We start from the raw sequence: 14,830 nt of genomic DNA on the forward strand, positions 1-14,830 counted from the left end.
TCAGCGGCGCGATGCGCCCGCCGGAACGGACGCGGGGGCCGTTGCGGCCCGCGCGTCGCCGAACCGCGCGTTGACGACCAGCAGGGTCACGATCACGGCCGAGAAGGCCAGCGCCGCCAGGAAGTACAATCCGGCTTCGAAGCTGCCGCTGGTCTCGCGGATCCAGCCCACGATGGCGGGCGCGACGAAGCCGCCGAGATTGCCCACGCAGTTGATCAGCGCGATGCCGCCCGCCGCCGCGCTGCCGGTGAGGAACACCGAGGGCAGTGCCCAGAACGGTGCCTTGCCGCCATAGAGGCCAGCGGCGGCCACCGCCATGAAGGCCACGGCCCAGAGCGAACCCGTGGCGAGTCCGGCCAGCGCCAAGCCGGTCGCCGTGAGAAGCAGCGCGGCCGCCAGGGTCAGACGCCGGTCGCCGGTCCGGTCGGAGATCCAGCCGATGGTCAGGCCGCCCACCACCCCGAACACGTAGGGCACCGCGGTCATCAGGCCGGTCTGCATGTCGGACAGGCCGGTGCTCTTGAGTATCTGCGGCAGGAAGAACGCGAGGCCGAGATTGGCGCCCGTATTGGCGAAGTAGATGAACGACAGGGCGATCAGCCGCGGGTCGGCGAAGGCCCGGCGCAGGCTGGTGCCGTGGGTCGCCGCCACCGCGTGTTGCTCGGCATCGATCACCGCCTGGAGGGCCGTCCGGTCGGCGGGGGCGAGCCAGGCCGCGTCCTTCGGGCGATCGGGGATCAGGGCGAGAAAGACGAAGCCGAACAGAGTGGTGGGGATGCCTTCCATCAGGAACAGCCATTGCCAGCCCTTGAGGCCGAGGGCGCCGTCGAGCTGCAGGATCGCGGTCGAGAGCGGTGCGCCGATCGCCAGCGAGACCGGAATGCCCACCGCGAAGGCACCGAAGATCCGCGCCCGGTAGGCCTTGGGGAACCAGTAGGTCAGGTAGAGGATCACCCCCGGGTAGAACCCGGCCTCGGCGGCCCCGAGCAGGAAGCGCAGGACGAGGAAGCTCGTCGCGCCCTGGACGAACATCATGGCGGCCGAGAGCAGGCCCCAGGTGATCATGATCCGGGCGATCCAGCGCCGGGCGCCGACCTTCTCCAGGATCAGGTTGCTCGGCACCTCGAACAGGAAATAGCCGATGAAGAAGATCCCGGCGCCGAGCCCGAACACGGCCGGGCCGATGCCGAGATCGGCGTTCATCCGCAGGGCCGCGAAGCCGACGTTGATCCGATCGACATAGGCCATGACGTAGCCGATGAAGAGCAGCGGCATCAGCCGGAAGAAGACCTGCCGGACGATCCGGTCCTGTTCGCTCGGGGGCATCGTTTCCTCGCAGGTTTTTTGACTTGGCTGTTGGAGGTAGCGGGAGCGTCCGGGCCGGTCAGAAGGCCGGCTCCAGGCCGCTCACCCGGTAGGCCTCGGCGGCCTCCGGCGTCGTCAGCCCGGCGAGGAAGCGCGCCGCGCCCTCGCGATCGGTCGCGCCCCGCAGGATCGCGGCCGCGAAGGTCGTCACCTCCTGGACCGGCTCGGGGAAGGGCCCCACCACCTCGATCCCCGGCACCACCATGAGTTCGCTGATCTGCTGGACTGCGATGTCGGCCTCACCGGAGACCAGCTTCTCCGCCGTGAAGCCCTGCGGGATGATGGTGGCTGTGGCGTTCACCGCCTCTGCGAGGCCGAGCCGCGGCAGCAGGCCGGCGAAGTAGATGCCGCTGGCGCCGGTGCGCGAATAGGCGACCGAGCGCGCCGCCGTGAGCGTGTGCTTCAGCGCCTCGACGGTCGAGATGTCCGGGTGCGGCGCCCCGGCCTTCACGGCGAGGCCGTAGCGCGAGCGCACCGCATCCACCCGGGTCTCCGGCTCGACCCGGTTCTCGGCGATCAGGCGCTCCATGGCGTCCGACAGGACCAGCACCGCGTCGGCGGTCTCGCCGGCCTCCAGCGCCTTCATGATGACGGTGGTCGGCGCCCAGTGGATCGCCGCCTGCCCGCCCGCCGCCTCGAAGACCGGAATGATGTGCGCGTCGAAGGCGCCGCGCACCACCAGGGCGCATTTCAGGCGTGTCGCGGGGGGAGCGTCGGTCATGTCGTGATCCATCGTTATGTTGGCGCGCTGGTCGATCCGACGATCCGCCAAATCGGGTCCGGAAGCCTATCCGCGCATCTCCCTCCCCCCTCCGCGGGGGAGGGAGGGCGCGTGGCGCGTGCAGATCAGGATTTCCCTGAATCCCCCCGGGAATAATCGAGCCCCGTGAACCCGCCGCCCTGGTAGCGCTCCACCACCGGGTTGCCGCTGGTCTTGCCCTCCAGCGCCTGAGCGTAGGGATCGGCGCTGTCCTGCGGGACCCAGCCGATCGTGTCGCGCCCGTCCCGGCCCCACCACGTCATGCGGCTGTTGTTCGAGGCGCCCCAGATCACCACCGTCCCGTCGGGGCCAAGCGTCGGCGCAAGGGTCGCGCGCATCACGAGGCGGATGAGGTCGGCGTAGGACAGCCACGTCGCCAGCATCCGCGCATCGGTGGGCTCCGGGAAGCACGAGCCGATCCGCAGGAAGGCGCTCTCGACCCCGTGCTTGTCGCGGTACAGGCCGCCCATCAACTCGCCATAGGCCTTCGACAGGCCGTAATAGCCGTCCGGCTTGAGGGCGCAGGCATCGTCCAGCACCGTCGACCGCTCGTGGAAGCCGATCGTGTGGTTCGACGACGCGAACACCATCCGCGCGCCCTCCCGCCGGGCCGCCTCGTAGGCGTGATAGAGGCCGCGGATGTTCGGGCCGATCACCGTCTCGAACGGGTGCTCCACCGAAATTCCACCGAAATGCAGGATCGTTCCGCAGCCCTCCGCCAGCCGAAGGATCGCGGGCCCGTCCTCGAGGTCCGCGATCTGGAAGCGGGCACCCTCCGGCAGTGGATCGGGGAAGGGGACCCGGTCGGTGAGCCGGAGCGTCCAGCCGGCCTCCCCGAGCGCGCGGGTCAGCACGCGCCCGAGGGCACCCGAGGCGCCGGTCAGCAGGACGGGTCGTTGCGGAACGGTCTCGGTGCTCATGGATGCTCCGGGTTCAGACGGCCTTGGCCGTGGTGAGGGGGGCGGCCGACTCGGGCAGGCGGGGTCGACGGACGAAGATCGTCATGGCGACGACGCCGGCCGCCGCGATCAGGGCGGCAATCACGAAGGCGCTCGCGTAGCCGCCGAGATACTGCACGGCGAAGCCGGTGGCGGTCGGGCCGATGATGCCCGAGATGTTGCTCAGGAGGTGGATGAAGCCGCTCACCCCGCCGACGCGGGCCTCGGGCACCAGCTCGTGGATCGTCGCCCAGCAGGATTGCACGGAACTCGTCAGCATCAGCACGGACAGCGCGATCAATGCGACGGCGACGGTGGCGTTCGACGCGGCGTTGACGGCGATCAGCGCGACTCCCGCGATGGCAAGCGGGACGATCGTGGTGAGCTTCCGAGCGGCGAGCTTGTCGCCCATCCGCTTGTAGAGGTGATCGGCGACGATCCCGCCGCCGACATAGCCGACGAAGCCGCAGGCCCAGGGGATCGAGGCGACGAGCGCCATCTCCTTGACCGGCATGTGCAGGGCGTCGGTGAGGTAGCTCGGGAGCCACGAGAGGAAGATGTAGACGGTGTAGTTGACCGCGAACATGCCGAGGCCGAGCGACAGGGTGCTCGGCAGGAACAGGTATTCCTTGAGCGAGCGGGCATGGTCGGAGGGCGCGAGATGCGTGACCGCCCGACTGCGCTCGATCAGGGCGATCTCCTCCGGGCTGACGCGGGGATTGTCCTGGGGCCGGTCGGTCATCAGGAGACGCCACGCCACGACCCAGAGCAGGCCGACCGCGCCGATCGCCACGAAGGCGACCCGCCAGCCGTACTGGATCGCCAGCAGGCCGACGACCGGTGCCGCGATCGCGCTGCCGACCGTCTGGCCCGAGAAGGTGAAGCCGATGGTCCGGGCGGTCTCCTCGCGGGGGAACCACGTGGTGAGGGTGCGGTTCGTGGTGGAGTTCATCGGCCCCTCGGCAAAGCCGAACAGCGAGCGGACCACGAACATCTGGGCGAAGCCGAAGACCGCGCCGGTGAGCATGCACAGGATCGACCAGCATGCGGCGGCCCAGCTGTAGACGCTGCGCGGGCCGTAGCGGTCGGCGAGCTGGCCGCCCACGAAGGCGAACAGGGCGTAGCCGAAGAAGAAGGTCGAGAAGATCACCCCGAGTTCCGAGGGCGACAGATTCAGGTCCTGCTTGACGAAGGGGGCTGCGACGCCGAGCGCGGCGCGGTCCATGTAGTTGATGATCCCCGCTATGAACAGCAGGAATGCAATCAGGAACCTGTAGCGCTTGGCGAACATGAGATTTCCTCTGGGGTGGGGTGGTTTTTTGTTTTTTCGATTGATTATCGGGTCGTCACAGAATTGAGGCCGGCGCTCCCGCGTCTCTCCCTCCCCCGCAGAGGGTGGAGGGAAGCCGCGGGCAGGCCTGTGCCCCATCGTGAAGCGGGAGATGTGCTTCGGCCTCCTACAGAAACGCGATCGTGCAGGGGCTGGGGCTCGGCCGGTCTCCCGTCCTGGTCAGGTCTCCGCTGTCGGCATCGATGGCGAATTCTACGAGGCTGTCGCCCTGCTCGTTGGCGACGAGCAGGTGCGCCCCATCCGGCGCCAGCGCCATGAAGCGCGGGTCGCGGCCACCCGAGGGCGTCCAACCCGCGGGATCGAGCCGCCCGGCCTCGGCCTCCACACGGAATCGAATGATCCCGTCCTGACCCCGGTTCGAGGCGTAGACGAACCGCTTGTCCGGCGTGACCACGATGGCAGCGGCCGTGCTGGCGCCGAAGAAGTCCGGCGGCAGGGTTGGAGCGAGGTGAAGCGGCGTGAGCGTCCCGGCCTCGGCGTCCCAGCGGCAGGTCGCGATGCTCGAATCCAGCTCGTTGACCAGGAAGGCGAGGGGCGACCGCGGATGGAACGCGATGTGGCGCGGCCCGGCCCCGGGGCGCATCGCGGTCTCCGATACGATCGCCAGCCGCTCGTCGTCGACCGCCAAGACAAAGACCCGATCGAGCCCCTTGTCGGGTACGAGCACGTGCCGTCCGTCCGGCGACACGACGACGTGGTGCGGGTGGGCGCAGGCCTGCTCGGTCCGGTGCGGACCCGGATTCCCTGACAGGGGCAGGATGTGGCTTGCCGGCTCAAGGCCACCATCGGGCCGCACCGGCAGCAGGGCCACGGAGCCGCTGGCGTAGTTGGCCACGATCAGGAAGCGCCCGGTCGCGTCGAGGGCCTGATGCACGCTGTTGGTGCCGCCCGTCGCGGCGCTGCCGAGGGCCCGCAGGGTGCCGTCGGCCTGCGCCGCGAAGGCGCTCGCCGCCTCCCCGTCACCCTGCACCGTGTAGAGCACGGCGCGCCTGTCGTCCGTGACGAGGAAGGACGGATTGGTCAGACCCTCGACCCGGCCGAGATGCACCCAGCTCTCCAGCCCGCCCCCGGTCCGGTACACGTCGATGCCCCGGCCACGCGCCCGGCGCCGCTCGGTGGTGAAACAGCCGACGAAGGCGAGGCCGAGGGGGGCGGGGGTATGCATGCGGCGCTCCGGCTCAGGTCCGCCGGGGGACGCGACGCAGGAAATCGGGGTTCAACTCGGACAGGCGGTTGATCCCAATGAGCGCCATGTCGCGGTTGAGCTCTTCCTTGAGGATCCGCATGGCGTGCTCGACGCCCGCCGCTCCGCCGAGGGCCGCACCGAACATGAAGGGCCGGCCGAGCAGAACGAAGTCCGCGCCGAGCGCCAGGGCCTTCATCACGTCGGTGCCCCGGCGGATGCCGCTGTCGACAATGATCTTCAGGCCGCCCTTCCTGGCCGCGATCTCCGGCAGCACATCGAGGGGCGCGACGGCGTAATCGAGCTGGCGGCCGCCATGGGTGGACAGGATCACCCCGTCGGCGCCGCATTCCCGGGCGATCTCGACATCCGCGGGCGCGAGCAGACCCTTCACGAGGAGGTTGCCGGTCCAGCGCTTGCGGATCGCCTCCAGGTTCTTCCACGACAGCTGATCGCGCGCGATGGTGTTACGCACCGCCCCTTGCGACATCATCGGCGGCCCACGCTCGGCCTCGGTGTTCTCGAAATGCGGCGCGCCGTGTTTCAGGAAGGTCCGAGCCACGGTGCCGATCAGCCAGCGCGGGTGCGTCGCGCTCTGCCATGCGACCTTGGGCGTGACCTTGATCGGCATGGAGAAGCCGCTGCGGATGTTGTGCTCGCGGTTGCCCAGCGTCGGCGTGTCGGCGGTGACCACGAAGGTCCGGTAGCCGGTGGCGGCGACGCGATCGAGCAGGCGGTCGATCCGGGTCTGGTCGCCGGGCAGGTAGCCCTGGAACCAAGCCTGCGGGTTCTGGGCGTAGACATCCTCCAGCTTGATCAGCGAGGACGCGCTGAGACACATCGGCAGGTTCATCCGCCGCGCCGCCTCGGCGAGCATGAGGTCGCCCCGGTAGGCAATGAAGGCGGCCCCGCCGAGCGGGCCGATCCCGAACGGTGCCGCGTAGGTGTGGCCGAACAGCGTGGTCGCAGTGTCCCGCGCCGAGGTGTCCCGCATCAGCCGCGGCACGAGGGCGTAATCGGCGTAGGCGCCGCGGCTCTGCGCCAAAGCGGACCCGGTTTCGACCCCGCCGGAGACGTATTGGAAGATCATCGGCGGCAGGAGCCGCTTGGCGTGCCGTTCGAAGTCGTCGAGCGCCAGCAGATCGCGGAACCGGTAGGGCGTGACCGCGTCGCTGCGCTTCAGGCTCGTGACGATCGCCTGCGGCGCGGCGATGCCCGCCGCGGTGGCGTCGGCCCCACCCACGGTCGGCGACTCGCGCTCCGCTGCACCGCCACCAGAGGCCGGGTGGTCGAGCGTCGCCATCAGGTCCTCCCCACGATCCGTCACGAGCGACGGCTTCTGAAAGCGCTTTCAGATAGCCATCCGGCCGAAGGGGTGTCAATATACTGCTGGAACACCTCAGGCCGTGGGGCAAGACATCAGTGCTGGACCTGCCGGACGACATCCTCGAACCACCAGGGCGCAGCCCGGTGGCGCGGGACGTGGCCCGCCGCGCCGGCGTCTCTACCGCGACGGTCTCGCGGGTGCTGAACGGTTTCGCCGGGGTCCGGGCCGACAAGCGCGAGGCCGTGATGCGCGCCGCGCAGGACCTCGGTTTCGTCGCCAACGGCGCCGCCCGGGCGCTCTCGACCCGGCGATTCATGGCGGTGGGCGCTGTCGTGCCCAACATCGAGAACGAGGCGTTCGTGCGCGTCCTGTCGAGCGTCCAGGATCGGTTACGGCAGGCGGGCTACACGCTGGTGGCCGCCAATGCCGGCTACGATCTGGAGGATGAACTCCGCGAGGCGACCTTCCTGCTGGAGCGGGGGGTCGACGGCTTGATGCTGGTCGGCGACATCCACCACCCGGACCTCTACGCACGGATCGCCCGCTCGGGCATCCCCATGGTGCAGACCTTCAGCCTGTCGCGCGTGCATTCCTGCGTCGGGTTCGACAATGCCGCCTCGGCAGCCCGGGCCGCCAACTACCTGATGGATCTCGGCCATCGCCGAATCGGCGTGATCTCCGGCCTGCGCAAGGACAACGATCGCGGCGGCGCCCGGGTGATCGGCATCGCCCAGGCCCTCGCGGCCCGCGGGCTGCGGCTCGCCCCCGAGCACGACATCGAGATCTCCTACGGGATCGGCGGCGGCCGCGACGGCTTCCGCCAGATGCTGGCCGGCGGCTTGCCGCCGACCGCGATCATCTGCGGCACCGACCAGATCGCCTTCGGGGCGATGATCGAGGCGCGCGCCCGCGGGCTGTCGGTCCCGGGCGACCTGTCGGTGATCGGCCACAACGATTCGGATTTCGCGCCCTTCCTCGACCCGCCGCTGACAACGATCCGCATCCATTCCGCCGAGATCGGCCATGCCGCCGGGGATCATCTGATCGCCCGGATCCAGGGCCGCCCGGTGGTGCGCCTGACCGAGATCGACGCCGAGCTGATCCTGCGCGCCAGCACGGCGCCGCCGCGCCGGGCCGCAGACTGATCGGCGCTATTGTGCCAGCCTTTTGAAATCGCTTACAACGCGCGAACCGCCCCCACGCGCAACCTGGACAATCCAATGGCGCCTCGCATCGTCCTCCTGCACGCGACGCCGGTCGCCATGGCACCGATCCAGGCCGCCTTCGCGGAGAAGTGGCCTGAGGCCGAGACCGTGAACCTTCTCGATGATGGCCTGTCGGCGGACCGGGCCAAGGAGCCCGGCGACATCTCGGAGGGCATGGTCGAGCGTTTCGTACGGTTCGGCCGCTACGGCCACGATATGGGCGCGGACGGCATCCTGATCACCTGCTCGGCCTTCGGGCCGGCGATCGACCGGCTGATCGAGACGGTGCCGGTGCCGGTGCTGAAGCCCAACGAGGCGATGTTTCGCGCTGCAATCGCGCAGGGCGAGCGCATCGGCATGCTGGCGACCTTCGGACCGTCCATCGGCACGATGACCGACGAGTTCGAGGAATTCGTAGGCCAGTCGGGGCGTCCGGCCACCCTGCGGACGATCCTGGTCGACGACGCCATGGCGCGCCTGCGGGCCGGCGATGCCGAGACCCACAACCGGCTGATCGCCGAGCGCGCGCCGGAACTGGCCGAGTGCGACGCGATCATGCTGGCGCATTTCTCCACCTCCCGGGCCGCCGAGGCGGTGCGGAAAGCAGTCTCCGTCCCGGTCCTGACCGCCCCCCACGCGGCGGTGGACCGGATGCGCGCCATGATCGAGACCGGCCGGAGCGCCTGACCATGCAACTCGGTGCCTTCAAGGATCGCCTCAGCGGCCATTGCGGCTTCCTGTTCACGGAGCTGCCGCTCGCCGAGCGGTTTGCGGCCGCCGCCAAGGCGGGCTTCCGGGCGGTGGAGCACCCGAACCTGTTCACGACACCGGCCCGGGAGGTTGCGGGCTGGCTGGAGCGGGCGGGCGTGCCCCTGGTCCAGACCGGCTTCCCGGCGGGCGACGCCTCCAAGGGGGAGAAGGGGTTTGCCGCTTTGCCCGACAAGGTGGAGTACTACCGCTCCACGATCGCACCGACGCTCGACTATGTTGAGCAGCTCGGCTGCCGCATGGTCCACCCGATGGCGGGCGTCCGGCCTGCGGGGGTCGAGCAGGCGCAGCTCTGGGATACCTATCTCGAAAATCTCGCCTTCGCGGCCGACGCCGCCAGGGCGCGGGGCATGACGGTGATCGTCGAGCCGATCGGCCCGGGCTCGATCGCAAACTACGTGATCGACGATCCGCTGGTGGCGGTGGACGCGATCCGCACGATCGGCCGCGACAACGTCAAGCTCTTGTTTGACGCCTATCACTGCGTCTGCCTGGGCCACGATCCGGCGGCCCTGATCCGCGATCACGCAGCCCTCATCGCCCATGTCCAGATCGCCGATGATCCCGGCCGCCACGAGCCGGGGACCGGCACGATCGCGTTCGATCCGATCTTCGCGGCGCTTGAGGAGGTCGGGTACGACGGCTTCGTCGGCTGCGAGTATCACCCTGCTTCCGGCACCGAGGCGGGGCTCGGCTGGATGCGGTCGGCGGTGTAGCAGCGGGTCAAGACGACATCACCGCCGTCTCTGCGAGCGGAGAGAAGCGATCCTGCAGCGCTACGCTCCCCGATGTTCCGCTACCCTGGCTTGCTTCGCTCCGCGTGCAAAGACGGGGAGCGGTGGACGGAACCCTCAGTCCAACAACCGCGCCCGGCGCTCCAGCACGGCCGGCCAGACCTCCGGGTTGACCAGCCGCGGTGGGGTCTCGCCTTTCAGCAGGCCGATGATCTGCGCGGCGCCCCAGGCGGCGACGTTGCGGCGCGCCTCGTGGGTCACGCCGGCCGTGTGGTAGGTCGCCACCACGGTGTCGAGCCGAAGCAGATCGGACTCCAGGGGCGGCGGCTCCGGGGCCCAGACATCGAGTCCCGCCCCCGCGAGATGGCCCGAACTCAGCGCCGCGGCGAGCGCCGCCTCGTCGTGGATGCCGCCGCGGGCGGTGGCGATGAACAGTGCCCCCGGCTTCATCGCCGCGAAGGCTTTGGCGTCGAAGCTGCCGCGTGTCGTGTCGTCGAGCGGGCAGTGCAGGGACACGATGTCGGATTCGGCAAGGAGCCTCGCCCGGTCCACCGGCTCCGCGCCGCGGGCCCGGATCTCCTCGGCCGAGAGCAGCGGATCGTAGGCCAGGACCCGCATGTCGAAGCCGCGGGCGAGCTTGGCCACCGCTCGACCCGTATGCCCGAGTCCGACGAGCCCCAGCGTCGAGCCGCCGATCTCGTGGCCCATCAGTGATTCCCGCGAGAAGCCCCGCGCCGTCCGGAGCAGCCGGTCCGACACGCAGATCTTTCGGGAAACGGCGAGCATCAGCCCGATCGCCAGTTCCGCCACCGACTGCGCGTTGCCACCGACCTGATTGACCACCGCGACGCCGGCCCGGGTGCAGGCCGCAGCATCGACCGTGTCGAAGCCGGCGCCGCCCGACGAGACGGCGAGCAGGTTCGGGCAGTCCGCCAGCAGTGCGTCGGTGACGTGCCAGCGGCGCGGCAGCTCGTCCCGCGCCGGCGAGACGTGGAAGACATGCGCCTGCCGGAGCAGGTCCCGCAGCGTGTCCTCCGGACCCTGCAGATCGCCGACCTGCAGGTCGATATCGGGCTCGGCCCTCAGCCGCGCGTCGAAGACCGGGTTGATCCAGACATTGAACCGGCAGACGCGCTTCAGGGCCGCCATCGGATTCAGCCCTTCACCACGGCGTCGATCGCGTCGATGACGTGGTCGATGTTGTGGCTGTTGACCGCGGCCACGCAGATCCGGCCGGTCTCCAGGGCGTAGACCTCGTGCTCCTCGCGCAGCCGGGTCGCCTCGGCGGGGCTCAGGCCCGTGTAGGAGAACATGCCCTTCTGCGTCTTGATCGCGTCGAAGCCGCGCTCGGGGTGGCGCTGCTGCAGGCTGTCGGCCATCCGCTCGCGCATGGCGCGGATCCGGTCGCGCATCTCGGCGAGCTCCCGCTCCCAATCGGCGCGCAGTTCCGGATCGGTGAGCACGATCTCGACGATGGCGGCGCCGTGGGTGTGGGGGTTCGAGTAGCTCGCCCGCACCAAGCGCTTCGCAAAGGCTTCGACCTTCGCCTTCGCGGCCGGATTCTCGGCCACGATGGTGAGCGCACCGACCCGCTCGCCGTAGAGCGAGAACGACTTCGAGAACGACGAGGCGACCAGGAATTCCTGGCCCGACTCGGCGAACAGGCGCACCGGCTCGGCGTCGGCGTCGAGGCCGTTGCCAAAGCCCTGGTAGGCGATGTCGAGGAACGGGATCAGGCCGCGCTCGGCCATCAGGGGCACGAGATCGCGCCACTCGTCGAGGCTGAGATCGGCGCCGGTCGGGTTGTGGCAGCAGGCGTGCAGCACCACGATCGAGCCCTTCGGCAGATCCTGGAGATAGGCCTTCATGGCCGGATAGTCGGCGCCGCCGGTCTCGGCCGAGAAGTAGGGATAGTCGACCACGGTGAAGCCGGCCTGGGTGAACAGGGCCTTGTGGTTCTCCCAGCTCGGGTTGCTCACCGCCACCTGGGCGTCGGGATAGAGCTTGGCCAGCACGTCCGCGCCGGTCTTCAGGGCACCGGTGCCGCCGATGCTCTGGAGCGTCGCGGTGCGGTTCTGCGACAGGATCGGCGCGCCCTTGCCGAACAGCAGCTCCTGCACCGCGTCGCGGAACGGTTTGGTGCCCTCGATCGGCCGGTAGGTCTTCGGCAGGCCCTTCTCGATCCACCGCGTCTCGGCGGTCTGCACGGCGCGCAGGCGCGGCACCTTGCCGTCCGCGTCCGTGTACACGCCGACCACGAGGTTGAGCTTCTTCGGGCTCGGGTCGGCGTTGAAGGCCTCGAACAGGCGCATGATCGGATCGAGCGGCGCGTCCTGGATACCGGCGAACAGCGAGGTCATGATCGTCAATCGTCCCAGAGGGTCTTGGTCGGCGACGCGTCGGCGCGCCAGTAGGTCCGGCGTTGCCGGTGCGATGCCCTTATTCCGCACATCGCGCCCGCCCGCCAGCGCTTGTGCGCTTGGCAGCCTCCCGATTCGCTCACACGGTGTAGGACCGGTTTTCTGCTGAAAAGCATCGCCCGCGCCCGGATGTCGATCTTCCGCACGCCGCTGGATGCGCCATAAAGTGCCACCATGATCCGACGCCTCACCCTGATCTCTGCGGGCTTCCTCGCCCTGGCTGCGATGCCGGCCGCCGCGCAGGCGCCGGTGCGGATCGGTCTCTCGGCTCCGCTCTCCGGTCCGGACGCCGCCTTCGGGCAGGGCCTTCGACAGGGAGCCGAGCAGGCTGTGGCCGATCTGAACCGCGCCGCTGGGGGGCGCCCCAGGCTGGTTCTGGTGCCCGCAGACGATGCCGGAGAGGCCAAGCAGGCCGTCGCAATCGCCCGAAAGCTGACGGCGGACGGGATACGTGTCGTGGTCGGGCCATTCGAATCCGGCGCTGTCGCCGCCGCGTCGCCCGTCTACGAGGATGCCGGGGCCGTGCTCGTCACGACGGGCGCGACCTATGCGCCGCTTACCGGCCGGGGCCTCTGGAACGTCTTTCGGCTGGCGCCGACCGATGCGCAGCAGGGCCGGGCCGCCGGGGCCTACCTCGCCAAAGCGTTCGCCGGACGCCGGGTCGGCATCCTCAACGACCGCTCGACCTTCGGCCGCGGCCTCGCCGACGCGGTGGCGGCGCAGTTGAAGCAGTCCGGCGCGCCGGAGGTGCTGTTCGACAGTTTCCCCCGCGGAACCCGCGACTTCTCGGACCTCGTCGCCCGGCTGACGGCGGCGCGGGTCGAGGCGGTGTATGTCGGCGGCTTGGCCCCCGAGGTTGCCACTCTGCTGCATGCGATGCGGCAGGCCGGGCTCGGCGCCACCCTGGTGGCGGGCGATGGGATCCTCGATCCGAGCTTCGCAACGGTGGCTGGCCCGGCGGGGGAGGGGACCGTCATGACGCTTGCGCCCGATTCGCCGCGCCTGCCCGACCCTCGGGGCGGGAAGCCGGTCGCGCGCAGCCCCGAAGCGGACAGCGTGGCGGCTCAAGCCTATGCGGCGGTGGAACTGCTTTACCGCGCGGTCGAGCGCGCCCGCGCGGCCGATCCGAAGACCGGCCGGATCACTGACGCCCGCAAGATCGCCGAGGCGTTGCGCAACGATCCGCCCATCCGCACGATCCTCGGGCCGATCGGCTTCGATCCACGAGGAGATCGGATCGGGGATCGCGCTGGCGGTCCCGTCGTGCTGCGGGTGTGGCGGCGGACGCCGGATGGCCGACTCGACTATGCCGGTCACGAGCCGGCCGAGCCGTGAAAGCCGGTCAATCGTGTCGATGACCGAACTGTAAGACACCGCCGTGACTTGCGGCGGGTTCCTGCGGCGACTAAATGCAAGCGTGCTGCTGAGCTGGCGCGGGCGGTCCGTCGGATCGGATCCGCGCCCTGCGGCGTTTCCCGAGCTCGATCATAAACCGAGACGTATTGCCGGAACGCCTGCTGCCGGACGGTCCGACTGGAGAAGGTGCATGGCAAAAGAAGAATTGATGCAGTTCGATGGTCTCGTCATCGAGATCCTGCCGGATGCGCGCTACCGCGTGCAGCTCGACCAGGGCCACGAGATCGTGGCCTACACGGCCGGCAAGATGAAGAAGAACCGCATCAAGACGCTGGCGGGTGATCGGGTGACGGTCGAGATGTCGCCCTACGATCTCGAGAAGGGCCGCCTCGTGTTCCGCCACAAGGACGAGCGCTCCTCCGGACCGCGTCCGCCCGTCCGCGGCGGCCAGTTCCGCCGCCGTTGACCATTGAGCGGGCGGCGCGCGCTTCGTCGGCCGCACCCGCCTACGGTCTGCTCACGCTCACGGCGCTGCTCTGGGCCGGGAACGCGGTCACCAGCCGCTGGGCGCCGGGGCACATCTCGCCTCAGGTCATCACGACGTTGCGCTGGATGGTGGCCTGCGCGGTGCTCGTGCCCTTCGCAGGGCGCAAGCTCGCCGCGGAGTGGCCGCTGTTGCGCCCGCACTGGCTGCGCATCCTGTTGATGGGTGGCCTGGGCTACACGGCCTTCAACTGCCTGTTCTATGCCGCCGGTAGGTATACCGGAGCGATCAACCTCGCCCTGTTCCAGGGGGCGATCCCGGTTCTGGTGATCGTCCTGAACCGTGTCGCCTATCGAATCCCGGTCACCGCCGGGCAGATGGCGGGCGTGGTCCTCACGCTGGTCGGTGCAGGCTTGGCGGCGACCCATGGCGATCTGGCCGTCCTCACACACCTTGCCTTCAACCGCGGCGATGTTCTGGTGTTCGGCGCCTGCCTGCTCTACGCGGGCTACACGATCTTCCTGCCGACCCGGCCGAAGGTCTCGGGGCTGGCCTTCTTCGCAGCGATGGCGGTTGCCGCGCTGCTGACCTCGCTGCCGCCCTTGGCCGTCGAATGGGCAAGCGGGCATTCCGTCTGGCCGGGCCCGGAAGGCTGGGCCATGGTGGCCTTCGTCGGCCTCGGGCCCTCGCTGCTGGCGCAGCTCTTCTTCATGCGCGGGGTGGAACTGATCGGCCCGAACCGGGCCGGTCTGTTCGTCAACCTCGTGCCGATCTTCGGCGCGATCCTCGCCGTCCTGCTGGTCGGCGAGCCGTTCGGGGCGACGGAAGGCATCGCCCTGGCACTGGTGCTCGGCGGCATCGCCTGCGCCGAGCGGTTGAAGCCGGGGCGGGCCGTCGGGCCCGCGCCGGAGGCCGCTTAGAGTACCTCACAAAACTCCC

At 69.6% G+C, this 14,830-nt stretch carries 15 protein-coding genes; 6 read left to right on the top strand and 9 right to left on the bottom strand.

All coding sequences use genetic code 11. The features are described 5' to 3' along the window. From MKK88_RS27355 to MKK88_RS27380, 6 genes are all read right to left on the bottom strand, one after another. Positions 1-1,326 (bottom strand): MFS transporter, encoded by a 1,326-nt coding sequence (locus MKK88_RS27355; RefSeq protein ID WP_244005443.1) that lies wholly within the window; start codon positions 1,324-1,326, stop codon positions 1-3. Between the two features lie 58 nt (positions 1,327-1,384). Next, a complete protein-coding gene (locus MKK88_RS27360; RefSeq protein ID WP_244005444.1) occupies positions 1,385-2,086 on the bottom strand; it encodes a molybdate ABC transporter substrate-binding protein in 702 nt (233 codons plus the stop codon). 125 nt (positions 2,087-2,211) lie between these two features. Beyond that, positions 2,212-3,045 (bottom strand): NAD-dependent epimerase/dehydratase family protein, encoded by an 834-nt coding sequence (locus MKK88_RS27365; RefSeq protein ID WP_244005445.1) that lies wholly within the window; start codon positions 3,043-3,045, stop codon positions 2,212-2,214. Positions 3,046-3,058: 13 nt separating this feature from the next. Continuing rightward, positions 3,059-4,354 (bottom strand): MFS transporter, encoded by a 1,296-nt coding sequence (locus tag MKK88_RS27370; protein ID WP_244005446.1) that lies wholly within the window; start codon positions 4,352-4,354, stop codon positions 3,059-3,061. Between the two features lie 166 nt (positions 4,355-4,520). After that, positions 4,521-5,579, bottom strand: coding sequence for a lactonase family protein (locus tag MKK88_RS27375; protein ID WP_244005447.1), 1,059 nt, complete (start codon positions 5,577-5,579; stop codon positions 4,521-4,523). A gap of 13 nt (positions 5,580-5,592) precedes the next feature. Continuing rightward, the gene (locus MKK88_RS27380) at positions 5,593-6,900 is read right to left on the bottom strand and encodes an alpha-hydroxy acid oxidase (protein ID WP_244005448.1); all 1,308 of its coding nucleotides are present in this window, start codon (positions 6,898-6,900) and stop codon (positions 5,593-5,595) included. A gap of 119 nt (positions 6,901-7,019) precedes the next feature. Here MKK88_RS27380 and MKK88_RS27385 point away from each other — a divergent pair, with 119 nt between their 5' ends. The 3 genes from MKK88_RS27385 (at position 7,020) to MKK88_RS27395 (ending at position 9,613) form a co-directional block, all read left to right on the top strand. Continuing rightward, positions 7,020-8,069, top strand: coding sequence for a LacI family DNA-binding transcriptional regulator (locus MKK88_RS27385; RefSeq protein ID WP_244005449.1), 1,050 nt, complete (start codon positions 7,020-7,022; stop codon positions 8,067-8,069). A 75-nt stretch (positions 8,070-8,144) separates the two neighbouring features. After that, positions 8,145-8,816: an aspartate/glutamate racemase family protein gene (locus MKK88_RS27390; protein WP_244005450.1), complete on the top strand. Its 672-nt coding sequence runs from the start codon at positions 8,145-8,147 to the stop codon at positions 8,814-8,816. A gap of 2 nt (positions 8,817-8,818) precedes the next feature. Continuing rightward, positions 8,819-9,613, top strand: a complete 795-nt coding sequence (locus tag MKK88_RS27395) for a hydroxypyruvate isomerase family protein (RefSeq protein ID WP_244005451.1) — start codon at positions 8,819-8,821, stop codon at positions 9,611-9,613. A 135-nt stretch (positions 9,614-9,748) separates the two neighbouring features. Here MKK88_RS27395 and MKK88_RS27400 read toward each other — a convergent pair whose 3' ends face one another. Genes MKK88_RS27400 through MKK88_RS27410 form a run of 3 tightly spaced genes read right to left on the bottom strand, consistent with a single transcriptional unit; the run spans position 9,749 to position 12,227 of the window. Next, positions 9,749-10,780 (bottom strand): hydroxyacid dehydrogenase, encoded by a 1,032-nt coding sequence (locus MKK88_RS27400; RefSeq protein WP_244005452.1) that lies wholly within the window; start codon positions 10,778-10,780, stop codon positions 9,749-9,751. A 5-nt stretch (positions 10,781-10,785) separates the two neighbouring features. Beyond that, on the bottom strand, positions 10,786-11,991 hold the full coding sequence (locus MKK88_RS27405; protein WP_244005453.1) for an amino acid aminotransferase: 1,206 nt from the start codon (positions 11,989-11,991) through the stop codon (positions 10,786-10,788). A gap of 5 nt (positions 11,992-11,996) precedes the next feature. Continuing rightward, a complete protein-coding gene (locus tag MKK88_RS27410) occupies positions 11,997-12,227 on the bottom strand; it encodes a hypothetical protein (protein ID WP_244005454.1) in 231 nt (76 codons plus the stop codon). Here MKK88_RS27410 and MKK88_RS27415 point away from each other — a divergent pair. The 3 genes from MKK88_RS27415 (at position 12,226) to MKK88_RS27425 (ending at position 14,811) form a co-directional block, all read left to right on the top strand. Then, positions 12,226-13,386 carry a branched-chain amino acid ABC transporter substrate-binding protein gene (locus MKK88_RS27415; RefSeq protein WP_244005455.1) on the top strand — a complete coding sequence of 387 codons (1,161 nt, stop codon included), beginning with the start codon at positions 12,226-12,228 and terminating at the stop codon, positions 13,384-13,386. The two genes, MKK88_RS27410 and MKK88_RS27415, sit on opposite strands and share 2 nt — an antisense overlap. A 211-nt stretch (positions 13,387-13,597) precedes the next feature. Then, positions 13,598-13,873 carry a translation initiation factor IF-1 gene (infA, locus tag MKK88_RS27420; protein ID WP_012320343.1) on the top strand — a complete coding sequence of 92 codons (276 nt, stop codon included), beginning with the start codon at positions 13,598-13,600 and terminating at the stop codon, positions 13,871-13,873. After that, positions 13,870-14,811, top strand: coding sequence for a DMT family transporter (locus tag MKK88_RS27425; protein WP_244005456.1), 942 nt, complete (start codon positions 13,870-13,872; stop codon positions 14,809-14,811). Before infA ends, MKK88_RS27425 begins: the two co-directional genes overlap by 4 nt. Positions 14,812-14,830 lie beyond the last annotated feature (19 nt).

It is taken from the genome of Methylobacterium sp. E-005, from assembly GCF_022829725.1.
Taxonomy (GTDB): Bacteria; Pseudomonadota; Alphaproteobacteria; order Rhizobiales; family Beijerinckiaceae; genus Methylobacterium.